This window comes from Flavobacterium branchiicola (genome assembly GCF_018383905.1).
Classification (GTDB): Bacteria; Bacteroidota; Bacteroidia; order Flavobacteriales; family Flavobacteriaceae; genus Flavobacterium; species Flavobacterium branchiicola.
This window is the reverse complement of record NZ_JAGYWA010000003.1, coordinates 471,393-484,366: the sequence shown is the minus strand read 5'-3', so window position 1 is coordinate 484,366 and position 12,974 is coordinate 471,393. Positions and strand designations below refer to the sequence as shown.

Below are 12,974 nucleotides of genomic sequence, written 5' to 3'. Positions count from 1 at the left end.
CATTGTAAATAAAGGTTTTGTGTTTAAAATATCAATATATCAATATTTAAAGAAATAAATTGTAACATCATTAAAAATAAGTTGTTTTTTTTGCAGATATCTTAGCAACAAGTTTTTAATACATGTACAATGAATAAGATATTGATTTGGTCTGTTACTGCTGCACTGGCAGGTTTTCTTTTCGGTTTTGATACCGTAGTTATTTCTGGAGCTGATAAACAATTGCAGCTTCTTTGGCATTCATCTGATGCTTTTCATGGTTCTGTTGTTATGGCAATGGCATTATGGGGAACTGTAGTCGGGGCTATTTTTGGTGGAATCCCAACTAATAAGATTGGCCGGAAAAAAACCTTGTTCTGGATCGGTATTTTATATTTTGTTTCTGCAATTGGTGCTGCTTTTGCAAATGATCCTTTTGTATTTGCTGCCTTCAGATTTATCGGAGGTCTAGGAGTTGGTGCTTCAACCATTGCTGCTCCGGCTTATGTTTCAGAAATTGCTCCTGCAGATAAAAGAGGAAGACTGGTCGCTTTATATCAATTCAATATTGTACTGGGTATTTTAATTGCTTTTATTTCGAATTATTTTTTAAAAGATATTGGCGAAAATGCCTGGAGATGGATGATAGGCGTTCAGGCAATTCCTTCTGTTATTTATATTCTGACTATTTTGACAATTCCCGAAAGTCCAAGATGGCTTTTGTCTAAAAACCGCGATGAGGAAGCACGCAAGGTTTTATATACAATTGATCCAACGGCAAATATTACTGATTTAATGGATGATTCGAGAGAAAACGGCGTTACCAAACACGAGAATATATTCATGAAAAAATACCGTTTCCCGTTGATTCTGGCTTTCTTAATTGCATTTTTTAATCAGTTTTCGGGAATTAATGCATTTCTATATTATGCGCCAAGAATTTTTGAAGAAGCAGGATTAGGACAAAATACAGCTTTATTAAGCAGTATCGGAATCGGAGTTACCAATCTTATTTTCACCTTGATTGGTGTAGCATTAATTGACAAATTAGGAAGAAAGTTGTTAATGTACATTGGTTCAGTTGGATATATCATTTCGCTCGGATTAGTATCGGCTTCTTTTTATTACAATTGGGGCGGTTTGTCAGTTCCTATTTTCCTTTTCTTGTTTATTGCTTCACATGCCATTGGACAGGGCGCTGTAATTTGGGTTTTTATTTCAGAAATATTTCCAAATCACATTCGTGCCTCAGGACAAGCATTCGGAAGTTCTGTACACTGGGTTTTGGCAGCGATTATTCCGTCTTTAATTCCGATGTTATTTTCAGAAATCGGACCAGAAGTTGTATTCCTTATTTTTACGCTCATGATGGTATTGCAGTTACTATTTGTAATTTTTCTGATGCCGGAAACAAAAGGAATCTCTTTAGAAGTATTAAGTGAAACACTAACTAACAAAAATAACCACAAAAATGAAATCAAAGAAACATCTGCCGTTAGCTCTTTATAGTGCCGTCTTACTGTCGATAACTGGATTTAAACCAACGTCTGCAATTGCACAAACTTCTGAAGTAACTGTATCAAGCTTAGCTGAAGAACAAATGTATCGTCCAAATTTTCATTTTACGCCAAAAAAAGGCTGGATGAATGATCCCAACGGAATGTTTTTCGCCAATGGCTATTATCATTTGTTTTACCAACATTATCCCGACGGAAATAAATGGGGACCAATGCACTGGGGACACGCTATTTCTAAAGATTTAATTAAATGGGAAGAATTGCCAATTGCGATTTATCCTGATAAAGACAAATATATATTTTCCGGAAGTGCAGTGGTTGACACACACAATACATCCGGTTTAGGAACAGGAAAAACAGCTCCGATTATCGCAGTTTATACTTTGCACGATATGACGAAAGAGAAAGAAGGCAAAATTGATGTAGAACAACAGGATATTGCTTTTTCGAATGATAATGGTATTACATGGCAGAAATTTGAGGAAGGAAATCCTGTCGTGAAAAACCCTGGAATTCGTGATTTTCGTGATCCAAAAGTTTCGTGGGATGAAACACACAAACAATGGATAATGGTTTTGGCAGCACAAGATCGTGCACAATTCTACAAATCATCAAATCTAAAAAATTGGGAATTTGTATCTGAATTTGGAAAAAATATTGGTGCTCACGGCGGCGTTTGGGAATGTCCTGATTTCTTCGAAATAAAAGTAGAGGGAACAAAAGAGAAAAAATGGGTTTTAATTGTAAATCTTAATCCGGGCGGACCAAACGGAGGTTCCGGAGTTCAATATTTTGTTGGAGATTTTGACGGAAAAACATTTACAATGGATAATAGTTTTGCTGAAAGAGTAAAAAACGAAAAAGGAGTTTGGACAGATTATGGAAAAGACAATTACGCCGGAGTAACCTGGAATAATGTTCCCACTTCAGACGGAAGACGATTATTTATTGGATGGATGTCAAATTGGGATTATGCGCAGCAAGTTCCAACAACGGCCTGGAGAAGCAGCACAACGATTCCGCGTGAATTGCAATTAATCAAAAAAGGAAACTATTATAATTTGATAAGCAAGCCGGTAAGAGAACTCGATAATTATGTTGCTGAAACTATTAGTGCGAAGAGTTTAAACGGAAAAGGAAATTTAACATTAGTAAAAGACGGTTTCAACGATTTGACTCAAAGTGTTATTAGTTTAGATTTAAAAAATTTAAAACAGAGTAACTACACTTTTAGACTTTCAAATTTAGACGGAGAATCTTTAAGTTTTGGTTTAAACAACAAAGAGAATTATTTGTTTATTGATCGTTCTAAAGCCGGTAAAATTGATTTCTCAGATAAATTTGCTTCAACTGTAAGTAAAGCGTTTTTGGAAGGAAGCCAAAAAAGTGCTGCATTTAAAATTGTTTTAGATAAAACTTCAATTGAAATCTTTTATAACAATGGTGAAAAAGTAATGACGGAAATCTTTTTCTTGAACAAACCATTTTCTGCACTTTCTATTTCATCAAAAGAGAAAATAGAAATAAACAATTTTAAAATTCAGGAATTAAATGTTGCAAAAAGTCACTAAGAAAGAATAACGGAATTCTTTTTAATCAGTAAAAAAAATCACAGTCAAAGCTTGAAAACACTAGAAAGAGTATTGCTTTCGGATCTTTTATGCTTCATTCTGAAATGATCGGTTGTGTAAAAATTACAATCGAAATACTAACTACGTAATTAACCAATTAAATATAACCAAAACCATTAATTTATGAAAAGTAAGATTATTTATTTTCTATTTTTCTTCTTTCCGATGCTGATTATGACGGCGCAGGAAAACGGAATAAAAGGAACGGTAATTTCCTCAGATGACGGAATGCCGCTTCCTGGTGCGACAGTAATTATTTCAGGTACCAAAACCAGTACTTCGACTGATTTTGATGGGAATTTTTCCTTTCCCGATGTTTCTTCAGAGGCTGTTATTGTCGTTTCTTTTATAGGCTATGCACCTCAAACAATTGCTGTTAAAGGACAAAAAACAATCAATGTAACGCTTAAAGTAGACAACAATCAATTGAATGAAGTTGTTGTTACCGGATATTCAAAACAAAAGAAAACGGATATTACCGGAGCAGTGGCTGTTGTAAATATGAAAGACGTTATGAAACAGCCGGAACCCAACCCAATTAAAGCTTTGCAGGGAAGAGTTGCGGGAGTAAAAGTAACATCAGATGGTTCGCCAAGCGGAGGAAATACAAAAGTGGTGATTCGTGGTGTTGGAACTTTAAACAACACAGATCCGCTTTATGTAATTGACGGAATGCCTACAAAATCAGGAATGCATGAATTGAACCCTAACGATATTGAAACTATTCAGGTGCTGAAAGATGCTTCTTCTGCAAGTATTTACGGTTCACGAGCTTCAAACGGTGTAATTATTATTACAACCAAAAAAGGAAAAGAAGGTAAAATGAGAATCAATTTCAGTACGTATGCTTCATTTTCTGATTATTCCAGAAAGTTAGATGTTTTAAATGCGAACCAATTTGGGCAGGCGCTTTGGCAGGCTAATATTAACGACGGTTTAAACCCGAATAATAACAATTTACGCTATCAGTTTGACTGGTCGGTAAATAATAACAAACCGCAATTGAACAAAGTTTTGGTTCCGGAATATTTAGATAATGAGCAAACTTTAAAATCTTCAAATACAGATTGGTATGATGCTATTTCTCAAACGGGAGTTGCCAATTCTTATGATTTATCGGTTTCAAATGCTTCTGATAAAGGGAATTATGTTTTCTCTTTAGGTTATTATGGAAATGAAGGCGTTGTAAAAACTACCGATTTTGAGAGAATCTCAGCAAGAATGAACAGTTCATACAAATACTTCGACGGCAAATTGGTGATTGGAGAAAATTTTAGTTTAAACCGTACCAATGAAGTAACAGATCCGGGAGTTTTAGATCCTGCATTAAGAGCTTTGCCTATTATTCCGGTACATACCGTTGACGGAATAGGCTGGGGAGGTCCGGTTGGAGGAATGAACGACAGACAAAATCCGGTGCGTCTTTTAGAATATAATAAAGACAATAAATATGATTATTTACGTCTTTTTGGTAATGCTTACGCCGATCTGGAAATCATTAAAAACCTGCATATCAAAACCAGTTTTGGTATGGATTACGGCTCTTACAAAAAACGTACGTTACAAAGAAGCTACAAATCGGGTTACTTGCAAAACGATCAGACTTCGGTTACGATTGATCAATCCATCAGCGATAAATGGACGTGGACGAATACGGCAATTTATAGTCTGAATTTCGGAAAAAGCAACTTGAATTTGATGGCCGGAACGGAGATGTACAAAGACACGTACGATACAAATACATTACGTAAAAATGACTTTTTGATCGAAACGCCGGATTATATGTATCCTGATGCAGGAACAGGAGAATCTTTTACAAGCGGAACTTCAACCGTGTATTCTTTGATGTCTTATTTCGGAAAAGCTGATTACGAGTTTGATAATCGTTATTTGGTTTCGGCTACAATTCGTCGCGACGGTTCTTCTCGTTTTGGTAAAAACAATCAATTCGGAACATTTCCGGCAGTTTCTGCGGGATGGAGAATCAGCAATGAAAGTTTCATAAAGGATAAAATAACCGCTATTTCTGATTTGAAATTAAGAGCAGGCTGGGGGCAAACCGGTAATCAGGAAATCAGTAATACGGCGGTTTACTCGCTTTATTTGGCAAGCTATGCAGGCGGAAGTCCGACTTGGGCAACTTCTTACGGAACAGCTTATGATATTGCAGGAAACGGAAACGGATTGCTTCCGTCCGGATTTATTGCTACACAATCAGGAAATGATGATTTGAAATGGGAAACTACAACGCAAACCAACGTTGGTTTGGACTTTGGTTTTTTCAAACAAAAATTAAGCGGATCTATCGATTATTACATCAAAAAAACAGATGATATTTTGGTATTGCCACCGTATTTGGGAGTTATTGGAGAAGGCGGAAACCGCTGGGTAAACGGAGCTTCTATGGAAAATAAAGGTTGGGAATTTTCTTTAGGTTATCACGACGAAACTTCATTTGGACTGAAATATGATATTTCGGGGAATATTTCAGCAAATAAAAATAAGATTACACAATTGCCGGATGAAGTGAAAAACAATTATGGCGGAGACGGATTAAATGATAACATTTTGGGACGACCGATAAATTCAATGTACGGCTATGTTACTGACGGATTATTTACAAGTCAGGATCAGGTTGTTAACTCGGCCATTCAGGAAGGAAAAGGACTTGGGCGAATTCGTTACAAAGATTTAAACGGCGACGGAACAATTACTGACAAAGACCGTACATGGATCGGAAATCCAAATCCGGGATTTCAATACGGAATCAACTTAAACTTAGCTTATAAAAACTTTGATTTTACCACTTTTTGGGAAGGAACTGGAAATGTTGATGTGATTAACAACACAAAATACCAAACCGATTTCTGGAGTGTTGATGATGTTGGATCAAACAAAGGAACACGATTATTGAATGCCTGGTCTTTGGATAATCCAAATTCTACGATTCCCGCACTTACAACGGTTGATAGAAATGCAGAATCCAGATTTTCGACTTATTATGTAGAAAACGGAAGTTATCTTAAACTTAGAGTGCTTCAGTTTGGATACAGTCTGCCAAAAGAGTTGTTGAAAAAATTGAGCATGGACAATTTCAGATTGTATATCAGCGGACAAAACTTACTGATTATTGATTCGAAAAGCTTCAGAGGAGTTGATCCGGAAAATGCAGGATTTGGATATCCGCAGCCAACCACTTTTACTGCTGGTCTTAATTTTACTTTATAATAAAAGATAAAAAAAATGAAAAAAATACTATATATAGCAGGGTTTTTAGTGATAGGTTTCTTCGCTTCCTGTTCTGATTTTTTAGAAAATAATCCCCGTGGAGTATTGTCAGAAGACGATATTGTAACTCCGCAATCTGTTGAAGGATTTATGAATGCCGCTTATGCGCAGTTAGGAAATGACCATTATGATTCTCCGTACAGTTTATGGCCTTTTGGGAATGTTCGTTCAGATGATGCTTACAAAGGCGGAAGCGGTACAAACGACATTCAGGATTTTCACTTTTTTGAAGTTTCCAATAACATCCGTCCTGATTTTGGGGAGTTGGATAATTTTTGGTACATCAGTTATGTGGGCGTTTCAAGAGCCAATAAAGCCTTGAAAGCATTGGAACAAATTTCTGAAGCCGATTATCCGCTGAAAAAAACACGTATGGCTGAAATGCGTTTTTTAAGAGGACATTTTTACTTTATGTTGAAAATCATGTTTAGAAATGTGCCGTATATCACGGAGGATATTCCGATAGAAGATTATAAAACAATTTCAAACAAAGCACTTTCAAACGAAGATCTTTGGAACAAAATTGCAGAAGATTTTCAGGCTGCAGCCGAAAACTTACCGGACACACAGCCGGAAATAGGGCGTGCCAATAAAAAAGCGGCTTACGCTTATTTGGCAAAAACAAGATTGTATCAGGCGTATACGCAGGATGAAACATTTAAAGTTACAGGAATCAATCAGCAGCATTTGCAGGAAGTACTTGCAGCAACTGATAACGTAATTGGAAAAGCATCTTTAGAACCTGATTTTGCCAATAACTTCTTGCCTGGAACCTATGAAAATGGACCAGAATCTATTTTTTCTATTCAGTTTTCTGATAACGACGGAACTTTATACGGAAGATTAAATTTTTCGGATGTACTTTCTACGCCGCAAGGTTTAGGCTGTTGTGATTTTCATAAACCAAGTCAGAATTTGGTGAATGCTTTTAAAACCGGAGCAAACGGTTTGCCAGAATTCGACACGTACAATAATGAAGATTTTGATTATAAAAATATAGATGCCAATACGGTCGATCCAAGATTGTATCATACTGTAGCGATGCCGGGATTACCTTATAAATACGACCCTGAATTTCTATATGTTGAAGCTTGGGTTCGTTCTCCGGGAACTTACGGTTATTTTGCTTCTTTAAAAGAAAACGTGGCTCCAAATTGCAGCTGTGTTGTAAACATCGATCCGTTTTACGGAAACTCAAAAAACAGAATTCAGATTCGTTATGCTGATGTGATTTTGATGCGTGCCGAAGCTTTGATTGAATTAGGAAGACAAGCTGAAGCTTTGCCATTGATCAATGAAATCAGAGAAAGAGCGGCACAAAGTACAGGAAGATTGCCTTATGTGAGCAACTTCAAAATCAATACCTATGTCGACGGAGGCAATTGTAACTGGACACAGGATTTTGCCCGTAAAGCTTTGCGTTGGGAGCGTCGTTTAGAATTGGCAATGGAAGGAAGCCGATTCTTTGACCTTGTTCGTTGGGGAATTACAGATCAGGTTATGAATGATTTTTATGCAAAAGAAAAAACAAAACGTACCTATTATCAGGATGCCTTTTTTGATGCGCACAAAGAAGAATATTGCCCAATTCCGTTGAAGCAAATTAATTTCAGTCAGGGATTGTACAAACAAAATCCAGGTTATTAATCTTTAAAGAATCAGCAATATGAAAAAAGCTTTAAATAAATATTGGACCAAAGTGTCTGTAGTATTGGCAATGATTTTTATGATTACTGCCTGCGAAAATGGATTTGAAACTGGCGGATTTGATGTGAATTCTCCATCCAATGTGCTTTCATTTAAATTAAGTGGAGTTTCAGGAGAAATTGATCAGACTACAGGAAAAATTAATGTTGTAATGCCTTACGGATCAGATATAACGGCCATAAAACCGGAAGTTGTTTTTGAAGCAGGTGCAACATCAAATCCGGAATTAAATTCGGCAATGAATTTTACAAATCCGGTAAAATTCAGAGTGGTTAATGGAAATTTATTCAAAGATTACACTGTAATAACAACCGTTTTGAGTCCGATTAAGAGTTTTACTATTAACGGAGTTGCAGCAACTGTAAATGATATTAGTAAAACAATTACTATGACGCTGCCTGAAAATACCGATTTGACAGCATTAAAACCAGTTATAGAAGTTACAACAGGCGTGACAATTTCACCAGCTTCTGGAGCAACAATTGATTTTACAAATGCAGTGACTTTTGTAATAACCTCAAACGGAAAAAGCGTTAATTATACCGCAAATGTTGGCGTTCCGGTAACAGGATTAACGGTTGCATTTTTAGGAACAGCCGCAACTAGATCCGGAATTACAAATATGGATGAAGTAACGGCTTCAAACTGGTTGTTTGATAATTTCCCGGGAGCCAAATACATTTCTTTTGAAAGTATTCAAAACGGCGCAGATTTAAGTGACATTGATGTAATCTGGTGGCATTTTGATTCGGCTGCAAATTTACCTTCTGTAGCTTATAATCCTGCTGTTACAACTGCATTGAAAAACTTCAGAACAAATGGCGGAAACCTGCTTTTAACTTCGTTTGCTTCTCAATATGTTGATGCTTTAGGTATTGTTCCGTCAGGAAAAGGGCCGAATAATGTTTTTGGAGATTTTCCTCCAAATGGATTTGTAGATGGAAATTCATGGGGAATGTCATTTGTTGGTCATGAAGGTCATCCGATATTTCAGGGTTTAACCACTTTTGAAACCGGAAAAGCCAATTTATTGCAAAGCGGAACTTTCAGATTAAATCATACTGCATGGTGGTTTTTGCCGGAATGGGGCGGATATGATAATGGAGAAGGATGGAGAAACCAAACAGGAGGAACTAATCTGGCAAGTGAAGCCTGGGATAATGCACTGGACGGAAGGGTTACAATTGCAGAGTTTCCAAATTCAGGCACTAATAAAAATGTTATTGTAATTTCAATGGGAGCTTACGATTGGTACAATGAAACCAATAGTAGCGGAGTGCCAAGTCAGGCAAATGAGTTTATTGCAAATATCAAATTGCTTACACAGAATAGTATCAATTATTTAGCGGCAAAATAATCCACTTTCAATTTAATTAAAATGAAATATAGAAATATAATCACAATTGCTTCGATTTTCTTTTCGCTGGTTTCTTGCAGTCAGGACGAAAATTATATTGGAGGTTCAATTTCAGGAGGTAATTCCGAAATTGCGGCTGTTTTTCCTGTTCCGCCTGCACAGTGGATGGGCGGAAACGATCCGTATTACAGCGCAGGTTACACGGGAGATATTATGCCTTTTTTCGACAACGGAAAATTCCATATTTACTTTCTGCACGATGCACAAAATAAACCTGCGGGAAAAGGATTTCATGACATTCATGAATATCAAAGTACAGATTTGGCACATTTTACCTATGAAGGTCAAATGATTCCGTATGGTACAACACTCGAACTTGATTTTGCCGTAGGGACAGGATCTGTTGTCAAAGTGGGTAATCTTTATTACTTTTATTATACAGGACATAATGAAAATCAGGCTTTTATTCAGTCGAATGCCAGAGAAAGTGTTTTGTGCGCAACAAGCACTGATTTGAAAAACTGGACAAAAGTTACGTCTTTTAAAATAACAGCTCCGGCGGGTTATTATAATTATGATTTCAGAGATCCGCATGTATTTTATAATGACGAATTGAAGAAATATTCGATGTTAGTAAGTACACAGACAGAACCGGGAAGGAAAGCTGTTTTGCTTCATTTTACAAGTTCAGATCCTGCATCGGGAAAATGGGATGTTCAGGATCCAATTTACACGACAACTCCCGAAGATAATTATCTGATGATGGAATGTGCGGATATTTTTAAAATGGGAAGTTATTGGTATTTACTATTTTCTGAAAATTGGAGCGGGAACAAAGGAACGCATTACAGAATTTCGTCTTCAATTAATGGTCCGTGGACTAAACCGGAAAATGACAGAATTGACGGAGAGTATTTTTATGCAGGAAAAACAGCTTCTGACGGAAATAAAAGATATGTTTTTGGATGGAACGCCAGAAAAACACCTGAGAATGATTTAGGAAATAAAGATTGGGCTGGAAATATGGTCATTCATGAACTAACTCAGAATGCTGACGGAACCTTAGGAACCCAATCGCCAAAGTCGGTAACGGATTTATTTTCGAAGAAAAACACAACAGTAGAAGTCGATGCAATTTCGGCGAACGCAACTGCCAATAACGGAACTTATTCTTTATCTGGTGAAGCAGAAAAAGCAATGGTAACTTTTAAAAACAATGGAAAAAAAGTTAAAATAAAAGCAGAAGTTACTTTAGCGAAAGCTTCGGGAACAACAGGGTTTGTTTTTCATACCAATGATACGGGAAGTTATTATAAAGTGGTTTTAGATATTGCTAATAGTAAAATAAGCGGTTATAATTCGGCTTCACAAGAAGTAACACGTTTGCCTTTTGCTTTTCAAATCAATACAAAATATACTATTGAAATCGTTGCAGAGGGAAGTGTTGTCGTATTTTACATCAACGGAAAAGCGGCACTTACCAACCGTATTTACGGAAGAGACAAAAATAAATGGGGTTTAATTGCTGAAGGACAAACGAGCACAATCTCAAACCTTCAGGTAACACAACCCGAATAAACATTAATATAAAATAATTTTAGAATGAATAACGGAAAAAACCTTAAGGCGGTGGCATACGGAGAGGTACTTTGGGATGTTTTTGCCAATGAAAAAAAGATTGGCGGAGCACCATTGAATGTGGCTTTGCGTATGAAAACGCTGGGTTGCGATGTGGCCATGATAAGCTGTGTAGGAAATGATGAAGACGGAAAAGCAATAAAAAGTCAGGTAAACCAACTCGGACTGGAAACGGATACTATTGTTGTTTCCGAAGATTTTCCAACCGGTTTGGTAAACGTTACATTAAATGAGCGCGGATCGGCAACGTATGAAATCAGTTATCCGTCTGCCTGGGATAAAATAGTATTGAATGATTTGGCAAAAACTACCGTTGCACAAGCAGATGTATTGATTTACGGAAGTTTGGTTTGTCGCGACAATGTTTCCAGAAGTGCTTTGGAAGAATTGCTTCAAAACGATATTTATAAAGTTTTTGATGTCAATTTAAGGAAACCGCATTATTCGTATGAAATCCTGAACCAGTTGATGCAATCGGCTAACTTCATTAAATTTAATGATGAAGAATTGCTCGAAATTGCAAAAGCTATGAACTCTCCGTTTGAAAGCCTGGAAGAAAATATGGCTTTCATTGAAGAAAAAACAAAAGCAACAGCAATGTGTGTAACCAAAGGAAAACACGGCGCTTTGTTATTGTGGGAAGGAAAAATCTATGAAAACGGTGGTTACCCGATTGAAGTTTCTGATACAGTAGGCGCTGGAGATTCTTTTTTAGCAGCTTTAATCACTTCACTGTTAAGCGGAAAAGAACCTCAGAATTCAATCGATTTTGCCTGTGCCGTTGGAGCTCTTGTTGCTGAAGCGCCTGGTGCAAATCCGGAAGTTTCAAATTCTAAGATTGAAAATTTAATGGCTAGAGTTAAAGTATAATTTTAGATCTTATTATTTAATTACCCCTCTGAAAAACGTATTTTTCTTAGGGGTATTTTTTTTGCTGTTTTTTATTTAAACAAAATATTTAATCATTTGATTAAATATTTTGTTTAAGATAGTAAGGAATTATTTATATTTGCAAATAAAACATTGAAAATGAGTTCGCAAGAGTCTAATAAGAAAGACGTAACTACAGAAGAAAAGATTAAAACAGCCGCCAAAACGGTGTTTTACAAGAAGGGTTTTGCCGCTACACGAACACGCGATATTGCTGAAGAAGCAGATTTAAATCTTGCTTTACTTAATTATTATTTTAGAAGTAAAGCCAAGCTTTTCGAAATTATAATGACGGAAACTTTTACAGGCTTTATAGGAAGTATAAAAGTGATACTGAATGATGACAAAACATCATTAGAAGAAAAAGTAGCTATTATAGCGGATAGATATATTGATTTTATTATCAAAGAACCGGAGATTCCCGTATTTATTTTAACCGAAATACGTAATAATCCGGACGGACTTTTAAAAAGACTTCCCATTAAGGAAATTATTAATGAATCTGTTTTTATTAAACAATTTCAGCAAGCAGTTCAGAATAAAGAAATAGCAGAACCAAATCCGTTACATTTTTTAATGAACCTTTTAGGATTAGTAGTTTTTCCATTTATAGCAAAACCAATGATTATGGGAAGCAGAAATATGCAAACCGAAGATTTTAATGTCTTAATGCAGGAACGCAAAAAGAAAATTCCGGTTTGGATTAAGCTGATGTTTTCAGTGGAATGAATGAAAATAGAGAAAGTTAATCCGTTGGGTGTAATTATTATGAACACATAGAAACATAGATTTTATACATATTGCTAAAAAGATTAAAAAAAGAAACTAGTTTCTAACACATAGCTATGTTTGTTAATGCAAGTGAAGCGCCTTATTATAGGCAAAAAAAAGCTATGTTTCTATGTGTTAAAAGGACACCTAATGGGT

General features: G+C 36.1%; 8 protein-coding genes. All 8 read left to right on the top strand.

The window, feature by feature from the left end:
* Positions 1-129: 129 nt before the first annotated feature.
* The 8 genes from KHA98_RS08965 (at position 130) to KHA98_RS08930 (ending at position 12,776) form a co-directional block, all read left to right on the top strand.
* Positions 130-1,488 (top strand): sugar porter family MFS transporter, encoded by a 1,359-nt coding sequence (locus KHA98_RS08965; protein WP_213257360.1) that lies wholly within the window; start codon positions 130-132, stop codon positions 1,486-1,488.
* Complete coding sequence (locus KHA98_RS08960; RefSeq protein ID WP_213257358.1) at positions 1,451-3,067, top strand: glycoside hydrolase family 32 protein; 1,617 nt, start codon at positions 1,451-1,453, stop codon at positions 3,065-3,067. Before KHA98_RS08965 ends, KHA98_RS08960 begins: the two co-directional genes overlap by 38 nt.
* Before the next feature lie 183 nt (positions 3,068-3,250).
* Positions 3,251-6,355, top strand: coding sequence for a SusC/RagA family TonB-linked outer membrane protein (locus KHA98_RS08955; protein WP_213257356.1), 3,105 nt, complete (start codon positions 3,251-3,253; stop codon positions 6,353-6,355).
* 15 nt (positions 6,356-6,370) lie between these two features.
* Positions 6,371-8,062 carry a RagB/SusD family nutrient uptake outer membrane protein gene (locus KHA98_RS08950; RefSeq protein WP_213257354.1) on the top strand — a complete coding sequence of 564 codons (1,692 nt, stop codon included), beginning with the start codon at positions 6,371-6,373 and terminating at the stop codon, positions 8,060-8,062.
* A 19-nt stretch (positions 8,063-8,081) separates the two neighbouring features.
* The gene (locus KHA98_RS08945) at positions 8,082-9,479 is read left to right on the top strand and encodes a DUF4960 domain-containing protein (RefSeq protein ID WP_213257352.1); all 1,398 of its coding nucleotides are present in this window, start codon (positions 8,082-8,084) and stop codon (positions 9,477-9,479) included.
* Between the two features lie 21 nt (positions 9,480-9,500).
* Positions 9,501-11,057 carry a glycoside hydrolase family 32 protein gene (locus KHA98_RS08940; RefSeq protein WP_213257350.1) on the top strand — a complete coding sequence of 519 codons (1,557 nt, stop codon included), beginning with the start codon at positions 9,501-9,503 and terminating at the stop codon, positions 11,055-11,057.
* A 24-nt stretch (positions 11,058-11,081) separates the two neighbouring features.
* Entirely contained in the window at positions 11,082-11,987 is a 906-nt protein-coding gene (locus KHA98_RS08935; protein ID WP_213257348.1) for a carbohydrate kinase family protein, read from the top strand.
* A gap of 159 nt (positions 11,988-12,146) precedes the next feature.
* The gene (locus tag KHA98_RS08930) at positions 12,147-12,776 is read left to right on the top strand and encodes a TetR/AcrR family transcriptional regulator (protein WP_213257346.1); all 630 of its coding nucleotides are present in this window, start codon (positions 12,147-12,149) and stop codon (positions 12,774-12,776) included.
* Positions 12,777-12,974 lie beyond the last annotated feature (198 nt).

Bases quoted from the DNA above. Each gene is read 5' to 3' on its own strand.
- KHA98_RS08965 (WP_213257360.1), top strand. From the start codon at position 130: ATGAATAAGATATTGATTTGGTCTGTTACTGCTGCACTGGCAGGTTTT.
- KHA98_RS08960 (WP_213257358.1), top strand. From the start codon at position 1,451: ATGAAATCAAAGAAACATCTGCCGTTAGCTCTTTATAGTGCCGTCTTA.
- KHA98_RS08955 (WP_213257356.1), top strand. From the start codon at position 3,251: ATGAAAAGTAAGATTATTTATTTTCTATTTTTCTTCTTTCCGATGCTG.
- KHA98_RS08950 (WP_213257354.1), top strand. From the start codon at position 6,371: ATGAAAAAAATACTATATATAGCAGGGTTTTTAGTGATAGGTTTCTTC.
- KHA98_RS08945 (WP_213257352.1), top strand. From the start codon at position 8,082: ATGAAAAAAGCTTTAAATAAATATTGGACCAAAGTGTCTGTAGTATTG.
- KHA98_RS08940 (WP_213257350.1), top strand. From the start codon at position 9,501: ATGAAATATAGAAATATAATCACAATTGCTTCGATTTTCTTTTCGCTG.
- KHA98_RS08935 (WP_213257348.1), top strand. From the start codon at position 11,082: ATGAATAACGGAAAAAACCTTAAGGCGGTGGCATACGGAGAGGTACTT.
- KHA98_RS08930 (WP_213257346.1), top strand. From the start codon at position 12,147: ATGAGTTCGCAAGAGTCTAATAAGAAAGACGTAACTACAGAAGAAAAG.